This is a genomic window from Variovorax sp. CCNWLW225 (genome assembly GCF_037204045.1).
Classification (GTDB): Bacteria; Pseudomonadota; Gammaproteobacteria; order Burkholderiales; family Burkholderiaceae_C; genus Variovorax.
The window spans coordinates 57480-78657 of sequence record NZ_JBBCBV010000007.1; the positions used below are offsets into that span (position 1 = coordinate 57480).

Genomic DNA, 21178 nt, shown 5'->3' on the forward strand with positions numbered 1-21178 from the left:
CCGCCGAGCAGCGCAGCGACGGGCGGATCAGGGCTCGCCCTTGTCTGAGCGAAGCGAGTTTGGGCGAGACCCCGCCCGTCGCGAGCAGCGCAGGGAAGCCGCGAAGCGGCCGGTGACGTCGGCCGCCCAAGGGCACAGCCCTCACCGCCGAGCCCCGGACAACAGCAGCGACGAAATCAACGCCCAAGATAAACCTCGATCACGCGCTCATCGGACTGCACCTCGTCCAGCGTGCCCTGCGCCAGTACCGATCCATCGCACAGCACGGTCACGATCTCGGAAATGGTGCGGATGAAGCTCATGTCGTGCTCCACCACCATCAGCGAGTGCTTGCCCTTGAGGGTGAGAAACAGCTCGGCGGTGCGCGCGGTTTCCTCGTCGGTCATGCCGGCCACGGGTTCGTCGAGCAGCAGCAGCTTCGGGTCTTGCATCAGCAGCATGCCGATCTCGAGCCACTGCTTCTGGCCGTGGCTCAGGTTGCCGGCCAGGCGCGACACGCTGTCGGCCAGATGAATGGTGTGCAGCACTTCGGCCAGCCGGTCGCTCTGCGCCGAGTCGAGCCTGAACAGCATCGATGCGCGAACGCCCTTGTTGGTCTTGAGCGCGAGCTCGAGGTTCTCGAACACGGTGAGGTGCTCGAATACCGTCGGCTTCTGGAACTTGCGGCCGATGCCGAGCTGAGCAATGTCGGCCTCGCGGTGGCGCAGCAGGTCGATGGTGCTGCCGAAGAACACCGTGCCTTCATCGGGCCGCGTCTTGCCGGTGATGATGTCCATCATCGTCGTCTTGCCCGCGCCGTTGGGGCCGATGATGCAGCGCAACTCGCCCGGCGCAATGTCGAGCGAGAGCTTGTTGATGGCCTTGAAGCCGTCGAAGCTCACGCTCACGTCTTCGAGGTACAGGATGCGGCCGTGCGTGATGTCGACCTCGCCCGGCGTGGCAATGCGGCCGAAGCCGGCGGAACGACCGCCCGACTCGGTGCTGCCGCTCACGTAGTGCATGCCGTGGGCCCTTGCCGCGCGCTCGGCCCCGGCTTCCATCAGGTCGGGCGTCATGCGCGCGCTCCCTTCACTTCAGGCGCGAGCGGTGCATGCAGCGCCTCGGGCTCCATGCCCTGCGCGGCGGCCATGGCGCGCTGCGCTTCCTCGCGGCCGGCACTCGGTGCAGCGGGTGCCGCCTTCTCACGCGACAGCCATTTCTTCACCAGGCCCACGATGCCGTTCGGCAGGAACAGCGTGACGGCAATGAACAACGCGCCAAGGAAGTACAGCCAGTACTCCGGGTACGCCACAGTGAGCCAGCTCTTCGCACCGTTGACGATGAAAGCGCCGATGATCGGCCCGATGAGCGTTGCGCGACCCCCCACGGCCGCCCAGATCGCGATCTCGATGGAGTTGGCCGCGCTCATCTCGCCCGGGTTGATGATGCCGACCTGCGGCACGTACAACGCACCGGCGACACCGCACATGATGGCCGAGATGACCCAGATGGTGAGCTTGTAAGGCAGCGGGTTGTAGCCCGAGAACATCACGCGCGTTTCGGCATCGCGAATGGCCTGGAGCACGCGGCCGAACTTGCTGCCGATGAGCCATTTGGCAAACAGGAAGAAGCCCAGGAGCGTGATGCCCGTGAGCGCGAAGAGCGTCATGCGCATCTCTTGCGTGGCAATCGGAATGCCGAGGATGCGCTTGAAATCGGTAAAGCCGTTGTTGCCGCCGAAGCCCGTTTCGTTGCGGAAGAACAGCAGCATTGCCGCGAAGGTCATGGCCTGCGTGATGATTGAAAAATACACGCCCTTGATGCGCGAGCGGAACGCGAAGAAGCCGAACACGAAGGCGATGAGGCCCGGCACCGCAACGATGAGGACGAGCGTGGCGATGAAGCTGTCGCTGAAGGTCCAGTGCCAGGGCAGCGTCTTCCAGTCGAGAAACACCATGAAGTCCGGCAGGTCGCTCTTGTAGTTGCCGTCGCGGCCGATCTGGCGCATGAGGTACATGCCCATCATGTAGCCGCCGAGCGCAAAGAAGAGACCGTGCCCCAGCGAGAGAATGCCGGTGTAGCCCCAGATCAGGTCCATGGCCAGCGCGCAGATGGCGTAGCACATGATCTTGCCGACGAGCGCCACGGCGTAGTCGCTCATGTGCAGCGGGCTGTCGGCCGGCACCACCATGTTGAGAACCGGCGCCACCGCGCACACCACGATCAGCGTGACAAAGAAGGCTGTCCAGCCCTTGCCGCTCAACAGCGGCCCTTTGGTTGGAAGTACGACCTTGCTGCTCATGCTTCTGCGCTCCGGCCCTTCATGGCGAAGATGCCCTGAGGTCTCTTCTGAATGAAGATGATGATGAAGACAAGCACCGCGATCTTCGCGAGCACCGCGCCCGCCCAGCCTTCGATGAACTTGTTGAGAACGCCGAGCCCCAGCGCCGCATACACGGTGCCCGCAAGCTGGCCGACGCCGCCCATCACGACCACCATGAAGCTGTCGACGATGTAGCTCTGGCCGAGGTCGGGCCCGACATTGCCGATCTGGCTCAGCGCGCAACCCGCGAGGCCGGCAATGCCGGAGCCGAGTGCGAAAGCGTAGGTGTCGATGCGCGCCGTGTTCACGCCCATGCACGAGGCAATGGGCCGGTTCTGCGTGACGCCGCGCACAAACAGCCCGAGCCGCGTGCGGCCGATGAGCCAGCCCATGGCCAGCAGCACCAGCGCCGCAAAGATGATGATGCAGATGCGGTTCCACGGCAGCGTGACGTTGCTCAGCATGGTGAAGCCGCCGCTCATCCAGCCCGGGTTTTCCACGCCGACGTTCTGCGCGCCGAAGAGCGACCGCACAAGCTGCTGCAGCATCAGGCTGATGCCCCAGGTGGCCAGCAGCGTTTCGAGCGGGCGGCCGTAAAGAAAGCGGATCACCCCGCGTTCGAGCACCGCACCGACGAGCGCCGACGCAAGGAACGCCACCGGAATGGCCGCCACCAGGTACCAGCCGAAGGCCGCCTCGGGCATGTAGCGCTGGAAGATGCCCTGCATCACGTAGGTGGCGTAGGCGCCGATCATCATCAGCTCGCCGTGCGCCATGTTGATGACGCCCATCAGGCCGTAGGTAATGGCCAGGCCCAGCGCGGCCAGCAGCAGCACCGAGCCCAGGCTGATGCCGCTGAACACGGCGTTGATGCGGTCGCCCCACACCAGCGAGCCGTCGATGCTGGCAATGGAAGCGACGATGGCGGCCTTGACGTCCGCTTCGGTCTCGTCGGCGAGCCGCTGGTTGAGCAGCAGCTTGGTGTCAGGGCTGCTGTTGGCGCCAAGCTCCTTGGCCGCGACAAGGCGCTTGGCCTTGTCGGCGCTGCTGAGCATGCTGGCAGCGCGCACCAGCTGGAGCTGCGCCTTGATGGCGGGGTTGGTCTCGGCGGCCAGCGCCTTCTCGACCATGGGCACGCGGGATTCGTCGGGCTCCTTGAAGAGCGCTTGCGCGGCTTCGGCGCGCACCGCGTCGTCCTTGCTGGTGAGCTTGAGCGCGGCCTGCGCGGCATCGAGCGCGCCGCGCATCAGGTTGTTGTTCACCACGTCCTCGGCGGTGTCGGGCACTTTCAGTTCGGCGCCGGTCACGGGGTCGTAGCCTTTGTCATCCTTCATCACGAAGACCTTGTCTTCGGTGTACTTGACCGCGTCTTCCGACATGGCCTGGATGAAGGCGGTGGTTTTTTCGTCGGCCGTGAGCACGGCCTTGTTGAGGGCGGTGATGCGCGATTCGGATTCGCCGGAGGCGATGGCCTTGGCTTCGTCGGCGGTCAGCGCGTGGACGGCCGTTGCCATGAAGAGCATGGCGGCAAGTGCGCAGTGAAGGGTTCGTCGAAGCATTGTGAAGTGGAAGTTGGGATTGGCTCCCTCCCCTTCCGGGGGAGGGTTGGGGTGGGGGCACACGGCGCTCATTCAGGCGCAGTGACCAGATCGACCGCCGCTTGCCCCCACCCCTGCCCTCCCCCAGCGGGGGAGGGAGAAACGCGCTTTACAGCGACTTGCCAGCCGGCTGATCCGGCTTCTTGTCGTTGCCTTCGATGTACGGGCTCCAAGGCTTGGCCTTCACCGGGCCCGGCGTCTTCCACACCACGCTGAACTGGCCGTCGGCCTTGATCTCGCCGATGAACACGCTCTTGTGCAGGTGATGGTTCTTCTCGTCCATCTTCGAGACGATGCCGGAGGGCGCCGTGAAGGTCTGGCCGGCCATCGCCGCGATGACCTTGTCGGTGTCGGTGCTCTTGGCCTTCTCGACGGCCTGCTTCCACATGTGGATGCCGATCCAGGTGGCTTCCATCGGGTCGTTGGTGAGCGGCTTGTCCTTGTGGCCGGCGATGTTCTTGGCCTTGGCGTAGTCGCCCCACTGCTTGATGAAGGCCGTGTTGGTCGGGTTCTTGATCGACATGAAGTAGTTCCATGCGGCCAGGTGGCCGACCAGCGGCTTGGTGTCCACGCCGCGCAGTTCTTCCTCGCCCACCGAGAAGGCCACCACCGGCACGTCCTTGGCCTTCAGGCCGGCGTTGCCGAGTTCCTTGTAGAAGGGCACGTTGGAGTCGCCATTGATGGTCGACACCACGGCCGTCTTGCCACCGGCCGAGAACTTCTTGATGTCGGCAACGATGGTCTGGTAGTCGCTGTGGCCGAAGGGGGTGTACTTCTCGTCGATGTCGGTGTCCTTCACGCCCTTGCTCTTCAGGTAGGCACGCAGGATCTTGTTGGTGGTGCGGGGGTACACGTAGTCGGTGCCCAGCAGCACCCAGCGCTTGGCGCCGCCGCCTTCCTTGCTCATCAGGTAGTCGACCGCCGGAATGGCTTGCTGGTTGGGCGCGGCGCCGGTGTAGAACACGTTCTTGGAGAGCTCTTCACCTTCGTATTGCACGGGGTAGAACAAGAGGCCGTTCATTTCCTCGACCACCGGCAGCACCGACTTGCGCGACACCGAGGTCCAGCAGCCGAAGATCACCGAAACCTTGTCCTGGCCCAGCAGCTGCTTGGTCTTTTCGGCGAACAGCGGCCAATTGGAGGCCGGGTCGACCACCACGGGCTCGAGCTGCTTGCCCAGCACGCCGCCCTTCTTGTTGATGTCTTCAATGGCCATCAGCACCGTGTCTTTCAACACGGTTTCAGAAATGGCCATCGTGCCCGACAGCGAGTGCAGCACGCCGACCTTGATGGTGTCGGCAGCGAATGCCGGCGCAGCGGAGATGCTGGCCAGGGCGACGGCGGCGGTGAGCGCCTTGAGGGTGAAACGACGTTGCATGTGGAACTCCTGCTCCGGGGTGGTTGAAACCTTTGTCGCCGGGCTCGCCGGACGATGGAGGGGAGTCTGCGGATTCGACCGCGCGCGAGAAATACGCCGGGTGGCGTACACGGAGGTATTCAGGGCAGCAGCCCCGGCCCGCCTTAACGTCCCGGTGTCAGGTCAAGCTCCGGCGCCTCGCGCTTGAATTGCGCCGCCGCAAAGGCCCAGACCATCCGCGTGGCATCCGGCCCGGCCGGGTCGCTGAAAAGCAGGCTGGCCTTGCCGCCGCTCCACGCGTGGCCCAAACCCGCAATCTCGCACAGCGTGACCAGCGTGCGGCCCTTGCGGCGGAACTGGGTCACCCGCATGGGGTGCCGCTTGCCGCGCTGGAGCGTGCGCGCGAGCCCCGGCTTTGCGCCCACCGCCGTGGCCCACACGGCCGCACTGTTGACGGCGTTGCTCGGCGCCACCACGGCATCGGCATCGCCGTGCAGCACCAGCATCGGCGGCAATGTCGCGAAGACTGCGGCGGCGCCCATCGCCTTGCCGACCGCGGTGGAGGGCATGGGCGGCGTGTGCTGGCCGCGCATCGCGCCCAGCGCGGTGGCCGAAGATTTCGCGGCGCCCGGCGCCACGCCCGAATGCATGACCACAGCGCGGAATCGCAGCGGGTAGCGGGTTGCCAGCAATGCCGCCATGCTGGCCCCGGCCGAGAGGCCAGCCAGCGCAATGCGCTCGCGGTCTACCGGATACAGCACGCAGGCCTGGTCGATGGCCGCCATCAGCGTGGCGGCTTCGGCGTCGGCCTTGCCCGAGCGCCGCTCGTACCAGTTCCAGCAGCCTTGCGGATGGGCCAGCCTGTCTTGTTCCAGGTAGAGCACCAGGAAGCGTTGCCGCACCGCGAGCGCGTTCATGCGCGTGCTGGCCGCAAAGTCGCGCCCGGTCTGGCCGCAGCCGTGCAGCATGACCATGAGCGGCAGCCTTTCGCCGGGCTTCAGCTTCAGGTCGGCCGGGCGAAACAGGTGATAGCCCCGTGCGCCGCCGGGGCCCAGCGCCATGCCGCTGAGCCAGTCGCCCCGGCCCGGCGGCGGCTTGAGGCGCTTGGCGGTGGCGCGCTGCACCTGCCCCGTCACGCGCTTGCTGTTGCTCAGCGTGAGCTTGGTCAGGGCCTTCAGGTTACGCTCGTAGGCGCGGGCGAAGAGAGAAGCAGTGGTGGAGCGGCGAACCATGGGCGCAGTGTGAGGGCAAAGCGCCGGGCGTCCAAACGGGGCGGTGAAGGCTTGGAGCCCCGCCCCGTGCCTCAGTAGATTTCCGGCACGATCATGCTCGCCGGCACCGGCTGGCGCAGGTAGTCGGCGTGGCGCTCCCGTGCGGGCAGTTGAACTGGCGGATGCGCCACTTCCTGGTACGGCAACTGGCCCAGCAGGTGGCTGATGCAGTTGAGCCGCGCCTTCTTTTTGTCGACCGCCTGCACCACCCACCAGGGCGCCTCGGGAATGTGCGTGCGCTCCAGCATGATTTCCTTGGCCTTGGTGTATTCCTCCCACCGGCGGCGGCTTTCCAGGTCCATCGGGCTCAGCTTCCATTGCTTGAGCGGATCGTGAATGCGCCCGAGAAAGCGCATGTGCTGCTCGTCGTCGGTAATGGAGAACCAGTACTTGATGAGCTTGATGCCCGAGCGCACCAGCATCTTCTCGAACTCCGGCACGGTGCGGAAGAACTCTTCGTACTCGTCGTCGGTGCAAAAGCCCATCACGCGCTCGACGCCGGCGCGGTTGTACCAGCTGCGGTCGAACAGCACCATTTCGCCGGCGGCCGGCAGGTGCGCGGCATAGCGCTGAAAGTACCACTGGGTGCGTTCGCGGTCGTTGGGCGCCGGCAGCGCGGCCACGCGCGCCACGCGCGGGTTCAGCCGCTGGGTAATGCGCTTGATCACGCCGCCCTTGCCGGCCGCGTCGCGGCCTTCGAAAAGAATGACCACCTTCTGCTTGCTGTGCTGCACCCAGTCCTGCAGCTTCACCAGTTCGCCCTGCAGGCGGAACAGCTCCTTGAAGTAGGCCTGCCGCGCGGCCTTGTCGGTGGCGCGGGCGGCGGGATCGAGGTCGTCGATGTTGCGGTCTTCGATCTCCAGCTCCAACTCCTCGTCATAGCTGTCGATCAAATCGCGGGCGATGCGTTGCATCAGGTCTTCGTGGTCTGGAAGTGCGCTCGTCAGCATCATGGCTAGAAAAGAGAGAGATCTGTGGGATGGATCAAGGCATGCTGCACGCAGCGTATGACCGTTGCGTGACGGATTGGCGTCGGCGGACACGAGGTTGTCATATAGGTCGAACACCATCTGGCAAACCCCTTTGGCTTTCCTGATCCACACGCACCTTGCCGGCACTCCATGACCTGGCCGCCAATTCGTACGGCGGCGACGAAGCCGGGCTGATCTGCGGCTATTTGTTCGACGCCGCCGCGCCGGAGCCCGTGCGGGCGATCGACTCGGCGCAGGCCGCGGCCTGGCTGGACACCGGCGCGCCGCCCTCGTCAAACTCCGCATTCTTGTGGTTGCACTTCAACCTGAGCCATGCCCAGGCCGAGCGCTGGCTGCTGCGTCATGCGCAGCTCTCCGACACTTTTTATGAAGCGCTGCACGAGGGCCTGCCCTCCACGCGCATCGAACGCGCCGACGATTCGCTGATTGCCGTCATCAACGACGTGCACTTCGAGTTCAGCTTCGAGCCCTCGGACATCTCCACGCTCTGGATCAGCGTGGGGCCGCGCCTGGTGGTGACGGCGCGCGCCAAGCCGCTGCGCTCGGTCGACGCGCTGCGAACGGCGGTCAAGGCCGGAGACGCGCCGCGCTCGAGCACCGAACTGCTCGAGCACCTGCTGCGCGCCCAGGCCGACGTGCTGGTGAAGATCGTGCGCGGCGTTACTTCGCGCATCGACCGCATCGAGGATGAGCTGCTGGCCGGCCGGCTCGACCACAAGCGTGCGCGGCTGGGGGTGCTGCGCCGGCTGCTGGTGCGGCTGCAGCGGCTGCTGGCGCCGGAACCCGCCGCCCTCTTCCGCCTGCTGCAAGGGCCGCCGGCCTGGATGGCCGAGCCCGATGCGCAAGAACTGCGCGGCTCCACCGAAGAATTTTCGGTGGTGCTGCGCGACATGCAGGCACTGCAGGAGCGCATCAAGCTGCTGCAGGAAGAAATTGCAGCCAACGTCAACGAGGACAACAACCGCAGCTTGTTCGTGCTGACGGTGGTGACCGTGCTCGCGCTGCCCATCAATATCCTTGCCGGCCTGTTCGGAATGAACGTGGGCGGTATTCCGTTGGCCGAGCACAAGTACGGGTTCTGGATCGTGGTGGCCATCGTCGCCAGCTTTACCGCGGTGGCCGCGTGGACGGCTTTTCGCAAGAAGCGCTAAGCCGCATCGGCCGCGGTAGTAATGCTATTTATTTAATAGCAACCACAATAGCATCCATGCGCCCGCATCGGTGTTGCAGACCCAATAGAATGATCATGTGTCCTCTATTCTCAATGCCGATCTGCACTGCCATTCCGTGGTTTCCGACGGCACGCTGACGCCCGAAGAACTGGCAGCGCGCGCCGCCGCCAACGGGGTCGAACTCTGGGCGCTCACCGACCACGACGAAGTCGGCGGCCAGCACCGCGCGGCCGCTGCCGCGCGCGCCAACGGGCTGCGCTATCTCACCGGCACCGAGATTTCGGTCACCTTTGCCAACGAAACGGTGCACATCGTCGGCCTGGGCTTCGACCCGGACGATGCCGCCATGACGCAGGGCCTCTACGACACGCGCGGCGGCCGTGGCAAGCGCGCGCAAGAAATGGCCGAGGGGCTGGCCAAGGTCGGCATTCACGGGGCTTATGAAGGCGCGCTCAAGTTCGTCGGCAACCCCGAGCTGATCTCGCGCACCCACTTTGCGCGCTTCCTGGTCGAGCAAGGCCATTGCCGCGACACGCCCGAGGTGTTTCGCAAGTACCTGACCGAAGGCAAGCCCGGCTACGTGCCGCACCGCTGGGCCTCGCTGAAAGACGCGGTCAGTTGGATCACCGCCGCCAAGGGCATGGCTGTCATTGCGCACCCGGGCCGCTACAAGTTCACCGCGAACGAGGAATACGCGCTGTTCCTCGAATTCAAGGCGCACGGCGGGCAGGCGATCGAGGTCGTCACCGGCAGCCATACGACAGCCGAATACGTCGAATACGCCGACAAGGCGCTCGAGTTCGATTTCGCCGCCTCGCGCGGCAGCGATTTCCACAGCCCCGACGAAAGCCATTGCGATCTCGGCAAGCTGCCACCGTTGCCCGGCGCGCTCACGCCGGTGTGGGAACTGCTCAGCCATCGCATCCAGCAGTGAGCCAGAGCCCCGGGCCCGGCACCGACAGCGCGGCCACGGCCGCACTGGCGAATGCCCGCGCCGCCGCACAGCAGACGCGCGACGTCGAATCCGAACGCATCCTTGCGGGCATTGGCCTGGTGCTGGTGGCGGTGGCCTGCTTTGCCACGCTCGACACCGCCACCAAGACATCGACCGCCGCCGTGCCGATTCTCATGGGCGTGTGGTTTCGCTATGCCTTTCAGGCCGTAGCCACCACGGCGGTGCTGCTGCCCAAGCACGGCACGGCGCTGCTGCGCACGCAGCATCCGCGCTATCAGCTGCTGCGCGGCGCGCTGCTGCTGGCGTCGAGCACGCTGGCCTTCTTGAGCCTGCGCTACATGCCGCTGGCCGAGTTCACTTCCATCGTGCTGATAGCGCCGCTGGTCATTACGCTTCTGGCGGCCACCACGCTGAAAGAGCACGTTTCGGTGCTGCGCTGGGCGCTGGTGGCGGGCGGCTTTGCCGGCACCTTGGTCATCTTGCGGCCGGGCGGCGATGCATTCAGCTGGGCTGTGCTGCTGCCCATCGGGCTGGTGCTGACCAATGCATGGTTCCAGGTGCTCACAAGCAAGCTGGCGCAAACCGAGAACCCGCTCACCATGCATTTCTATACCGGCTGGGTGGGTGCGTTGATCGCGTCCCTGGCGCTGCCGTTCGTGTGGACGGCCCTGCCCTCGTGGCACTGGTGGGCGTTGCTGTGCCTCATGGGTTTCATGGGCACGGTGGGGCACTTCATTCTTATCCTCGCCTACCAGCGCGCGCCGGCGTCCACGCTCACGCCTTACCTTTATGCCCAGATCGCCTTTGCCATGCTGGGTGGCTGGCTCGTTTTTTCCCACGTGCCCGACCGTGTCTCGCTCATCGGCATTTCGATGATTGCGGTTTGCGGTGCGGCCGGCGCCTGGCTCACGGTGCGCGAGCGCCGCGTGCCCATCGAGCCGGCGGAATCGTAATCAGGAGTCTTTCATGGCCCAGTACTTCGAAGTTCACCCGGACAACCCCCAGCAACGCCTGCTCAAGCAGGCCGCCACGCTGTTGCAGCGCGGCGAGATCGTGGCCGTGCCCACCGACTCGAGCTACGCACTGGCCTGCCACCTCGACGACAAGGACGCCGTCGACCAGCTGCGCCGCATTCGCCAGGTCGACGAGAAGCACCATCTCACGCTGATCTGCCGCGACCTGAGCGAACTGGCCAACTATGCGCGCGTCGACAACAAGCAGTACCGCCTGCTGAAGGCCGCCACGCCGGGGCCCTACACCTTCCTGCTCGAAGCCACCAAGGAAGTGCCGCGTCGCGTGAGCCATCCGCAGCGCAAGACCATCGGCCTGCGGGTGCCCGACCACAAGGTGCTGCTCGAACTGCTGGCGCTGCACGGCGCACCGCTCTTGGCCACCACCCTCATCGCACCCGGCGAAACCGAAGCACTGAACGACGCGCAGACCATTCGCGAGCGATTCGAAAAGCAGATCGGCGCCGTTATCGACGCGGGCGCCTGCCCTTCGCAGCCCACCACCGTGGTCGACCTCACGCCCATGGGCACGGGCGACGATCCGGTCGTGGTGCGGCAAGGCCGCGGCGCGCTGGCGGTGCTTGGCCTCTGACGAGCGGCACCGAAGCTTCCAGTCTGTCTGACACAATCGCCCAGTGGATATTTCCAACCTGATACAGACCGTACTTATTTACGCACTGCCCGTGGTTTTTGCGATCACGGTGCACGAGGCGGCGCACGGCTATGTGGCGCGCCATTTCGGTGACGAGACGGCAACAATCATGGGCCGCGTCACGCTCAACCCCATGAAGCACATCGACCCCATCGGGACCATCCTGATGCCGTTGCTGCTGTACTTTGCAACCTCTGGTGCGTTCCTGTTCGGTTATGCCAAGCCGGTGCCGGTGAACTTCGGGCGCCTTCGCCATCCCAAGCGCGACATGATCTGGGTGGCGCTGGCCGGCCCCGCGTCCAACTTTGTGCAAGCCATTCTTTGGGCCCTGCTGCTGGTCGGGCTTGTCGCAGCGGGCATCGATGAAACCTTTTTCATCAAAATGGCGCAAGGCGGCGTGCTGGTCAACCTGGTGATGTGGGCCTTCAACCTGTTTCCACTGCCCCCGCTCGACGGCGGGCGCGTGCTCGCGGGCCTGCTCCCCAACGGCCCGGCTCAGAATTTTCTGGCACGCATCGAGCCCTTCGGTTTCTTCATCGTGATGGGCCTGGTCATCGCCGGCGTCGTCAGCACCTTCTGGCTGCGCCCGCTGATGGATGTCGGCTACACGGTCATCAACGTGCTTATTTCACCGCTCACGGCTTTGCTGCGTTAAGTTCCTCTCCATGGCTTCGTCTTCTTCAGCTCCCCTGCGCGTCCTGACCGGCATCACGCCGTCCGGCACGCCGCACCTCGGCAACTACGTCGGCTCGATCCGCCATTCGGTGCGGCAGAGCGTGGCGCCGGGCGTGGAGAGCTTCTTCTTCCTGGCCGACTACCACGCGCTCATCAAGGTGCAGGAGCCGGCGCTCATCCAGCGCTCCACGCTCGAAATTGCCGCAAGCTGGCTGGCTTGCGGGCTCGACCCCGAGCGCGTGACCTTCTACCGCCAGTCGGACATCGCCGAGATTACCGAGCTCACCTGGTTTCTGACCTGCGTGACCGGCAAGGGTGTGCTGAACCGCGCCCATGCCTACAAGGCCCAGCTCGACAAGAACGTGGCCAAGGGCGAAGACCCGGACTCCGACGTGACCGCCGGCCTGTTCATGTATCCGGTGCTGATGGGTGCGGACATCCTGATGTTCAACGCGCACAAGGTGCCCGTGGGCCGCGACCAGGTGCAGCACATTGAAATGGCGCGCGACATGGCGCAGCGCTTCAACCACCAGTACGGCGAGCACTTCACGCTGCCCGACGCCGAGATCGACGATGCCGTCGCCACCCTGCCCGGCCTGGACGGCCGCAAGATGAGCAAGAGCTACGGCAACACCATTCCGCTGTTTGCGCCGCGCGGCCAACTGCAAAAGCAGATTGCGAGCATCGTCACCGACTCGCGCGCCCCCGGCGAGCCCAAGGACACCGAAGGCTCTGCGCTGTTCCAGATCTACCAGGCCTTTGCCAGCGCCGAAGAAACCGAGACGCTCCGCAAGGCGTACGCCGAAGGCATCGGCTGGGGCGACGCCAAGCAGATGCTGTTCGAGCGCATCGACCGCGAAGTGGCACCGCTGCGCGCCCGCTACGACGAACTGATGAACAACCCGGCGGAGATCGAGCGCATTCTGCTCATCGGCGCTGAAAAGGCCCGCAAGCTCTCGCGCCCCTTCATGACCGAACTGCGCCATGCGGTGGGGCTGCGCAACCTTGCGGCGGGCCGGGACAAGGGCGGCGCGCGCAAGGCGGCCAAGGTCGCCAAGCCCAGCTTCAAGCAATATCGCGAGCGCGACGGGCTGTTCTATTTCAAACTGCTCGATGCGAGCGGCGCTGCGCTGCTGCAAAGCCGTGGTTTCGCGTCGCCGCAGGAGGCCGGGCGCGCAATTGCCGCCTTGCAGCAACAGCGCGGCGCGGCACTGGCCGCGCTCGCCGACCAGTTGGAGCCGGTCGGCACGGAAGAATTGAGTGCCGCGAGTGCGGCACTGGAAGCACTGGCGGAGGCAACGACCGCGACCAGCGGAAGTTGATCCGGCATATGTCCATCGGCCCACCCGCCGGGGACAGACGAGAGTAGACGGGCGATCACAAAGGAAGAAAACATGAGCATTTATGTCATCGACGACCATCCCCTGATGCGCGACGCCATCGTGATGGTGTTGCGGCGCCTGCGGCCGGCCGAAAACATCGTCGAGCTCGAGCGGCTGGACAAGCTCGCGAGCTCGGTTCAGCAGCGCGGCGCGCCGACCCTTTTCTGCCTCGACCTGAAGCTGCCCGACACCAACGGCGTTTCGGGCGTGGTCGCGGTCAAGCAGGTCTACCCCAACGTGCCGATCGCCGTTTATTCGGCGGCACCGGCTGCGGACATGGAAGACGCGTGCATCGAAGCGGGCGCCGACACCTACATCGAGAAGTCGGCCAGCTCGGCCGAACTGGCCGCCGTGCTGCGCGGCCTCTTGATGGCCGGCTCGGAAGAAGCGGACGAGCCCGCGCTGGCCAACAACAGCAAGCTGTCGAAGCGCCAGACGCAGCTGATCGCCATGCTCGACAAGGGCATGAGCAACCGCGACATCGCCACCGACCTGGAGATCAGCGAACACACGGTGAAGGTGCACCTGTGGCGCCTGTTCCGCCGCCTGGGCGTGAAGAGCCGCACACAGGCGCTGCACTACGCGCGGACCAACGGGCTGATTTCGAGTAACTAGTCTCGCCCCCAGGCTCCGCGCACTTCGTGTCGCTTCTCCCTCCCCCTACCGGGGGCAACACCAGCGGCCCGGCAAAGCCGGTTCCGCGGTGTTTCTGGAAGGGACTCGAGCGGATTGTTGGCCGCTGAAAAACCGCGCTGGGCGCGGTTTTTTTATGGCTGCAGCGGCCGGTCAGCCGCCGCCGGAGGCGCTGACGCGGGCTTGGGCTACGGCTTCGTCGGCATCGTGCAGCGCAACGCGGAACACGCTGCCGCTGCCGAGGCGGGAGCGCACACTGACGGGGTGGCCGAGCACGTGGGAGAGCCGGGCGACGATGGCCAGGCCGAGGCCGAAGCCGTCGGAGGTGCCGGCATGGTCGGCCACCTTGTAGAACTCCAGGAACACGTCGCGCAGGTGTTCGGGTGCAATGCCGATGCCGGTGTCCCACACCTCGATGCGCATGCCCTCGCGCGTTTGCCGCGAGGCGAGCAGCACGCCGCCGTCGGAGGTGTACTTGATGGCGTTTGCAAGCAGGTTGCCGATCATGCGGCGAACGCGAATGGGGTCGGTCAGGAAGCTGCCTTCCGTCACATGCACGCGGAAGTCGAGCCCCCGGCTCTCGGCCACTGGGCGGTACTGCAGCTCGAGGTCGTGCAGAAGTTCTGCCACGTCCACACGCTCGATGTGCAGCCGCACCTGGCCTGAGTCGATGCGCGCCAGGTCGAACATCGAATCGAACAGTGCATTCACCGCGTGCGTAGCGCGAACGATCTTGGGCGCGAGTTCCAGCACCAGTTCGGGCTCGTTGCGCAGCCAGTCGGCGTAGAGCGACAGCGCCAATACCGGCTGGCGCATGTCGTGCGCAGCGCTGGCAAGAAAGCGGTTCTTCATGGCCACGGCAGCCACCGCGGCCTGCCGCTGCTGCGTGAGCGACTTGATCAGGATGTGGTTGTGAAACAGCAGCTCCAGGCTGTTGCGCGCCGTCTCGTGAATATGGCGGCCGGCCCGCAGCAGCAAGAACCAATGCAGGATCGGCAGGATCGGCATCAAAAAGCCGTACTGGAAATGCGGCTCCACGATGTTGATGCTCACCAGTCGGATCAGCACCGCTCCGAGCATGGTGATGAACAGCGTGTTGACGTAGCGCTTGAGCAGCGGCGGGTGTAGCGCCAGCCCGTTGAGCGGGAACGTGCCCACGCCGGCCACGATGAGCCAGCTCATGAACTGGTTGACCTGCGGCGTGCGCTCGAAGAACAGCAGGATCGACGCGCCCCACACGATGGCGCTGGTGCTCCACACGAAGCCGTAGCGCTCGGTGAACTGCAGCTGCGCCGCGGCGCTCCGGCCGGCGTAGCGCACCGCATAGACCCTGGCGCCCCACGCGCGGAATCCCGTGGCAACGAAGCCGAAGGCAAGCCACGTGAGCAGCTCCCAATGGGGCACATAGCTCCAGTTCAGGCCGACCATCAACGGCATGAGCGCGGCCGAGACGATGTAGGAGCCGCGCGCGGAGCGCATCAGGCTGCGGATCAGCTCGCCGCGCACCCACGATTCGGCCTCGTCAGCCGAAGCCGGGACCGGTGTCACGCTTGCGATCGACGCATTGGCCATTGGCGCTTCGCCCCCTCTTTATTCGACTACAGGAAATCCCTCAGCATGCCGGGCGTGAAGAGGTGGCGATCTTAACGGCGCCTTTGCCAACATCAGGTGTTCGAATCTCCGTTACCGCGGATGCAAGATGGACGGAGAGTTGATTGGGCCCTTTGTTTCTTATCTCACTTGAGTTGCAGCCAAGGATGCCTCATGGTGAGCTCGATTTTCAGCCTGTCTGTAGCGACGATCGTATCGGTGCGCAGCATCGACGCGCCGTGAACGCGGTAACGACAAAGAATTTCCGGTATGTAGATCGCCCGCATTCCCCTGTCGACAAACTTGCACCAGAAATCGAAGTCCTCCCAGCCGCCTTCGAGATGGCTGTATCCACCGGCTTGCATCCAGGATCGCTTGGAGATCAGCGCCATCGCATCGACGTAGTTGCCGGTCCGGAAGGAACCCTTGCTCCAAATATCAGCATAGCCCAAGCCACTTTGGTTGCCGAAGAACTCGAGCTGGGTGTATGCGGCGTCGAATTCACGATGCCTGACAGGCTCCAACAAGCGCGAAAGCGCGCGAGGGTAGATTTGGTTATCTGCGTCGATAACGAATACCGGGTCTGTACGAGCAACCTCGAACGCTGTGTTTCGAGCCTCGGCCAACCCTTGATTGCGGCGGTGCCGAAGCAGCGAAATTCGATCGAACCGATCGCTGTTCTGCTGCATCCAGCCCAATGCTACGTCCACCGAATTGTCACGCTGCGAGTTGTCGTCCACCACGATCAACTCCAAGGATTGGTGCGTCTGGCTAGCGATCGAATCCAGGCATTCAGCTATGAATTGGGCATAGTTGAACAGGCTGACAGCCACTGTGATTCCGTCCCTCGAAGGCAGCGCACGGTTGATCCTCTCGAAGAGAGTCTCGTAGGGTACAACCCGTGGCGACGTCCGATCTCTCATCGCAAGACTCCGTCCATATGCTCTTCAAGAAACGAGAGGATAGATGCCGTGCGAACGAAATTGTCTTCGTCGTTCGACAGAAGTTGAGCCGTGTTTTTTACAACTCTTTGCGCCTCGTTGCGCCCATCGACGTCGAAGATAAGCCATTCCAACAGGTTCGGAATATGGCGCACATCCTCCTGAAAGAAATGCTCTCCAGGCTTCAGGCATGGGTGAGATAAGCATGGATCGGTGACGACGAGTGATCCAGATGCCATACCCTGACGAACGATGCGATGCCATTCGAAGTAAGAAAATTCATCTCGATGGATATTGAGGCTTATTTTTGAATGCCCAGCCACATGGCCTGCGATGCGAGTGAGGGATTCACCCTCCGACTGATCGCGGATCACTCCATGCGACTGTCTACGACAGTAGATAAAGGCCGAAAACTTCGCCAAAACAGAAGCATTACGCGCGAGAAAAGACTCTCTGCGATCGCTTTCACTTCCAAAAAAAGAAATATCAATCGGGCGTTCGATCCAGGGAACGAAGCCAAAATCCGAACTCTTGGCGCGCGCCGGTAAGGCGCTGACGAGTGGATGATCCAGATCGGCATCCTCAAGCCAATGGGTTCGCAATGCAGCGCCCGGCTCCAGGTGCATGGCAGGTAAACCTGCCTCGCCAAGAAGATGAGCGACCTGCGGCGAGATGTCGAACACACCGGGAGATGCAAGAATCGCGGGAAGAGACTTTGCAAACCATGGGGTCTGCAACTGCTCGGTGTTGTAGACGAATGAAGATTCAATTACTTCATCCCGCATCCAGCTCTTACCGTCACCGAGTGTGAAGAACTCATGCGGAGCTACCACGATGCTAAGAGGTTCTCTCTGCGCCATGTCCGATGTCTCATCTCGAATGAATACGTCTATTCCCGCACGGCGAAGGTCGACAGCGATATCTTCAGCTATCTCCTTCATGAAGATGTTGCCCAGCGAACTGACATAGATCGATGCAGCAGGAACTCGCTTTCTGAATGCCGAAAAATGATCATCAAGCGACCCGTAAGTAGGGGGAGGCGTTGCTTGATCGTCCAAGAAAATGGATGCACGCCCCAGCGAACGAGCGACTTGCTCACGATCGAACAGTGCCCGCCCTTCCGCTGCACCATAAAAAAGTGCATGAAAATACGGATCAATACCGTGAGCACCTACGTCCGGGTGCATCCTGAGGTAGCTCTTGTCGGAAAACAGCGTCATCGCGGCAAGCCTAGACAGCGATTTTTCTGCTACCGAGCGCGAGATGAGAGGGAAATGAGGGCTTGCGCTTTCATACGATTCAGCGCGCTCTAGCAAATTTGCCATTGACGTTAAATAAATGCTAGGTATTTGGACGAAATTTAGCTTCAGCCGAAGTGAGAGAAACGCTGCCGCAAAAATTCAATAGGCTTCAATCACGCCGATGGACGAAGGATCTTGCGAATCCTAGATCTCAGCGTCAGCGGAACTCGACGAGCAATAGCGCGAAGTGGGCCAGCGAGACGCCAACTCGTGGAGTGCCATACCGCAGCCAACTGACCCTCCCGGGTCGCAAGCTCCGCAGTCAACAACTCCTCCCGAGCCCTGAGTGCGTCCAAGGCTGCGCGATAGCTCTCCAATTTCTCCTCCCACCGCTGCCGCTTTAGTTGCAAAGAGCGCTGAGCATTTTCACGAAGACTTGTTTCGCGTTCCAGCGCGATCTTCAAATCTTCAATCTGTTCCTTTTGCACATCTACTGTGGATTTCAATTCAGCCACCAGCGAGGCATTTTTCTCGTAATGCAGCTGGGGCATGGACAATGGCGCCCATTCATTTAGATCTTTTGACGTATCTACAAAATGAACCTTTGGAAACCGAGGTCGAATCGAATGCTCAAAAATCGCTCTATTTTTATAATAGGCATTTGGCAGCAGATAGACATTCTTCTTTAAGAACGCTGAAAGAATCGAAACATGCAAGCGGTCCGTCTGGACTGTCTCAAAAGGAGCAGCAAAGGCCGCCATGCTGTTGGTTACGTGGGCACAAAAATCTGGGGAAGTCCAAAGATCGCCGTTCCATGACAATGACATGTCGAGATTGTCTTCGGATATTTTTACTTGCCCCGTTGTTTCCCCGTCAGTGCGAAGTGCCTTGAGAATTCCTTCGCCTCTTCCAAAGAAACGAGAAAAGTAGTCATCATCGAGAAAAAAAGTAACGTCGTGCGATAGATGCGTTTGCATCGGCGAAGCACCATTCAGCAACGCCATTTGATAGGAGACCGGTTCTCTGCAAAAAACGGTTAAATTGCGGTGCGTCTCGGCCAACACATCCGCGAATCCCACAATAGTATGCGGCAGCAACACTATCTGATTTTTTTCTGCATGCCGCCGGATCAGCTCCGCAACATCGTTGTATCTTCCCTCTACGAGATTCCCTCCACCGCCTATGAGAACCGTCTCGCCTTCAACGGTGTCTGTTTGATGGTGAGTAATGAAATTTATCCCATGCGACCTGAAAAGCTCGTACGTTGCGTGCGCAATAAATCCGTCACCCGCATTTCCAGATTTTGGAAAAAAGTGCACATTTTTGCCTGAAAGTGATTTCAGCAGAACAAGAAACGGATCGTCGGATCGATAGGGCATGATGTCGCTCGAATCGCTGGTACGTTGTATCTTTATACAAAAAGGCCTGCACACAGATCGCTCAGCCTGAACCATCCCGATCTATTATCCGCTACGCCGATTGTGCGCAAGCTAAAAAGGCTGCTGATGAGCTATTAAAAAGAATCGCGGGAGCACAACTGCCAAATTGCCCTTGGCCGAATAGTTCCCAGTCAACCCATTATTTCCACCACTTGCAGTGCCACCCCTCGCCTGCCCTTACTAACTGCTCTTCACGGCGCGCAGTAAGTCCAACAGAGTCCCGAGTAGCCATCAAGTTCAAAGAAATTAATGTCTTGCCGCTGGCAATCGCGTAGAGGCGTGCTGCATTATGACAGTTTCGAGTTACGAAATTCCCACGCTCCGGTGAGAGAATCGCGATCCAACTTCGCGCCTGAAAAATGGGCGTCCATCGCATCAGTTTTTATGTGCGCATGAACTCAAACGCAATAAAAAAGCACCCCGAAGGGCGCTCATTTATTATCAACTTTTCTGGAGGAGAGGGAGGGATTCGAACCCTCGGTACTATCGCTAGTACGCCTGATTTCGAGTCAGGTACATTCGACCACTCTGCCACCTCTCCGGTGCTGTCGAGCCTACGATTATAGCAGACAAAAACGGGGCTTTTAAAGCCCCGGGCGCGTCAGGCGCGCAACACTTCCAGCCCACCCAGGTAGGGCCGGAGCGCCGCAGGCACGTTGATCGAGCCGTCTTCGTTCTGGTGGTTTTCCAGCACCGCGACCAGCGTGCGGCCCACGGCCAAGCCGGAGCCGTTGAGCGTGTGGACGAGTTCGTTCTTGCCCTGCGCGTTCTTGAAACGGGCGTGCAGGCGGCGGGCCTGGAAGGCTTCGCAGTTCGAAACCGAGCTGATCTCGCGGTAGGTGTTCTGCGCCGGCAGCCACACCTCGAGGTCGTAGGTCTTGGTGGAGCCAAAGCCCATGTCGCCGGTGCACAGCAGCACCACGCGGTACGGCAGTTCCAGCGCCTGCAGCACGGCTTCGGCGTGGCCGGTCATCTGCTCGAGCGCGTCGTAGCTCTTTTCGGGGTGGACGATCTGCACCATCTCGACCTTGTCGAACTGGTGCTGGCGGATCATGCCGCGCGTGTCGCGCCCGGCGCTGCCGGCTTCGGAGCGGAAGCACGGCGTGTGGGCGGTGAGCTTGATTGGCAGCTGCGCCTCGGGCACGACTTCGTCGCGTACGAAGTTGGTCAGCGGCACTTCGCTGGTCGGGATGAGGTACAGCGCCGAATGGTCGGGCGCGGGCTCGCCGTCTTGCCCGCCCTTCTTGGCCGCAAACAGGTCGCCTTCGAACTTGGGCAGCTGGCCGGTGCCGCTGAGCGTGGCCGCATTGACGATGTAGGGCACGTAGCACTCGGTGTACCCGTGCTTCTCGGTCTGGGTGTCGAGCATGAACTGCGCGAGCGCGCGGTGCAGCCGGGCAATCGGCCCCTTCATCACGCTGAAGCGCGAGCCCGAGAGCTTGGCGCCCATTTCAAAATCGAGCCCCAGCGGCGCGCCCAGGTCCACATGGTCTTTTGGCGTGAAGGCCAGCGGCGTGGCATTGGCACCGGCTCCGCCGTGGGGGCTCCAGCGGCGCATTTCGACATTGCCGCTTTCGTCTTCGCCGACCGGCACGCTGGCGTGCGGCAGGTTGGGTACGGCCAGCAGCAAGGCGTGCAGTTCGGGCTGGATTTCATCCAGGCGCCTGGACTGCGATTCCTGCTCGGCCTTGAGCGCGTTGACCTCGGCCATCAGCGCATCGACCGATTCGCCCTTGGCCTTGAGCGGGCCGATCTGCTTGTTCAGCGTGTTGCGGCGGGCCTGGATTTCCTCGGTGCGGGTTTGCAGCGTCTTGCGCTCGGCCTCGAGCGCGGTGAACGCCGACACGTCGAGGTAGGGCTGGTTCTTCTTGCGTTTTTCGAGGCCGGCCACAGCGGAGGCCAAATCTTTGCGGAGCAGGGTGATGTCGAGCATGCAACGATTTTAGGCGGGCGTAGTATCTCGGCCTC

The 21178-nt window shown here is 62.6% G+C and carries 18 protein-coding genes and 1 tRNA gene; 7 read left to right on the forward strand and 12 right to left on the reverse strand.

Annotated elements, in window-relative coordinates; genetic code table 11:
* Nucleotides 1-176 precede the first annotated feature (176 nt).
* From urtD to ppk2, 6 genes are all read right to left on the reverse strand, one after another.
* The gene (urtD, locus tag V9L20_RS14270) at nt 177-1055 is read right to left on the reverse strand and encodes an urea ABC transporter ATP-binding protein UrtD (RefSeq protein WP_337297102.1); all 879 of its coding nucleotides are present in this window, start codon (nt 1053-1055) and stop codon (nt 177-179) included.
* Nucleotides 1052-2281, reverse strand: coding sequence for an urea ABC transporter permease subunit UrtC (gene urtC, locus V9L20_RS14275; protein ID WP_337297103.1), 1230 nt, complete (start codon nt 2279-2281; stop codon nt 1052-1054). The genes urtD and urtC overlap by 4 nt, the downstream gene beginning before the upstream one ends.
* On the reverse strand, nt 2278-3825 hold the full coding sequence (gene urtB, locus V9L20_RS14280) for an urea ABC transporter permease subunit UrtB (protein ID WP_337297210.1): 1548 nt from the start codon (nt 3823-3825) through the stop codon (nt 2278-2280). The genes urtC and urtB overlap by 4 nt, the downstream gene beginning before the upstream one ends.
* A 184-nt stretch (nt 3826-4009) precedes the next feature.
* Nucleotides 4010-5278 (reverse strand): urea ABC transporter substrate-binding protein, encoded by a 1269-nt coding sequence (urtA, locus tag V9L20_RS14285; RefSeq protein WP_055803051.1) that lies wholly within the window; start codon nt 5276-5278, stop codon nt 4010-4012.
* A 143-nt stretch (nt 5279-5421) separates the two neighbouring features.
* A complete protein-coding gene (locus V9L20_RS14290; RefSeq protein ID WP_258501933.1) occupies nt 5422-6489 on the reverse strand; it encodes an extracellular catalytic domain type 1 short-chain-length polyhydroxyalkanoate depolymerase in 1068 nt (355 codons plus the stop codon).
* Nucleotides 6490-6560: 71 nt separating this feature from the next.
* Nucleotides 6561-7478 (reverse strand): polyphosphate kinase 2, encoded by a 918-nt coding sequence (gene ppk2, locus V9L20_RS14295; protein ID WP_443098589.1) that lies wholly within the window; start codon nt 7476-7478, stop codon nt 6561-6563.
* Between the two features lie 158 nt (nt 7479-7636).
* On the opposite strand from ppk2, the gene V9L20_RS14300 reads away from it, so the two are divergent.
* From V9L20_RS14300 to V9L20_RS14330, 7 genes are all read left to right on the forward strand, one after another.
* Nucleotides 7637-8671, forward strand: coding sequence for a transporter (locus V9L20_RS14300; protein WP_337297105.1), 1035 nt, complete (start codon nt 7637-7639; stop codon nt 8669-8671).
* Nucleotides 8672-8768: 97 nt separating this feature from the next.
* Nucleotides 8769-9626: a 3',5'-nucleoside bisphosphate phosphatase gene (locus tag V9L20_RS14305; RefSeq protein ID WP_258501937.1), complete on the forward strand. Its 858-nt coding sequence runs from the start codon at nt 8769-8771 to the stop codon at nt 9624-9626.
* On the forward strand, nt 9623-10600 hold the full coding sequence (locus V9L20_RS14310; RefSeq protein WP_337297106.1) for a DMT family transporter: 978 nt from the start codon (nt 9623-9625) through the stop codon (nt 10598-10600). The genes V9L20_RS14305 and V9L20_RS14310 overlap by 4 nt, the downstream gene beginning before the upstream one ends.
* Nucleotides 10601-10613: 13 nt before the next feature.
* On the forward strand, nt 10614-11249 hold the full coding sequence (locus V9L20_RS14315; RefSeq protein WP_258501941.1) for an L-threonylcarbamoyladenylate synthase: 636 nt from the start codon (nt 10614-10616) through the stop codon (nt 11247-11249).
* 43 nt (nt 11250-11292) lie between these two features.
* On the forward strand, nt 11293-11964 hold the full coding sequence (locus tag V9L20_RS14320) for a site-2 protease family protein (protein ID WP_337297107.1): 672 nt from the start codon (nt 11293-11295) through the stop codon (nt 11962-11964).
* Between the two features lie 10 nt (nt 11965-11974).
* Nucleotides 11975-13306 carry a tryptophan--tRNA ligase gene (locus V9L20_RS14325; RefSeq protein WP_337297108.1) on the forward strand — a complete coding sequence of 444 codons (1332 nt, stop codon included), beginning with the start codon at nt 11975-11977 and terminating at the stop codon, nt 13304-13306.
* Nucleotides 13307-13378: 72 nt separating this feature from the next.
* Nucleotides 13379-13981, forward strand: coding sequence for a response regulator transcription factor (locus tag V9L20_RS14330; protein ID WP_258501945.1), 603 nt, complete (start codon nt 13379-13381; stop codon nt 13979-13981).
* A 171-nt stretch (nt 13982-14152) separates the two neighbouring features.
* Here the strand turns inward: V9L20_RS14330 and shkS are convergent, their stop codons facing one another.
* The 6 genes from shkS to serS form a co-directional block, all read right to left on the reverse strand.
* Nucleotides 14153-15571, reverse strand: coding sequence for a surface-behavior sensor histidine kinase ShkS (gene shkS / locus V9L20_RS14335; protein ID WP_337297109.1), 1419 nt, complete (start codon nt 15569-15571; stop codon nt 14153-14155).
* A gap of 164 nt (nt 15572-15735) precedes the next feature.
* Nucleotides 15736-16422, reverse strand: coding sequence for a glycosyltransferase family 2 protein (locus V9L20_RS14340; RefSeq protein ID WP_337297110.1), 687 nt, complete (start codon nt 16420-16422; stop codon nt 15736-15738).
* An 86-nt stretch (nt 16423-16508) separates the two neighbouring features.
* The gene (locus V9L20_RS14345) at nt 16509-17750 is read right to left on the reverse strand and encodes a hypothetical protein (protein ID WP_337297111.1); all 1242 of its coding nucleotides are present in this window, start codon (nt 17748-17750) and stop codon (nt 16509-16511) included.
* Between the two features lie 194 nt (nt 17751-17944).
* On the reverse strand, nt 17945-19150 hold the full coding sequence (locus tag V9L20_RS14350; RefSeq protein WP_337297112.1) for a polysaccharide pyruvyl transferase family protein: 1206 nt from the start codon (nt 19148-19150) through the stop codon (nt 17945-17947).
* A gap of 511 nt (nt 19151-19661) precedes the next feature.
* Nucleotides 19662-19751, reverse strand: a tRNA-Ser gene (locus tag V9L20_RS14355).
* A gap of 60 nt (nt 19752-19811) precedes the next feature.
* Nucleotides 19812-21143 carry a serine--tRNA ligase gene (gene serS, locus V9L20_RS14360; RefSeq protein WP_337297113.1) on the reverse strand — a complete coding sequence of 444 codons (1332 nt, stop codon included), beginning with the start codon at nt 21141-21143 and terminating at the stop codon, nt 19812-19814.
* Nucleotides 21144-21178: the final 35 nt, after the last annotated feature.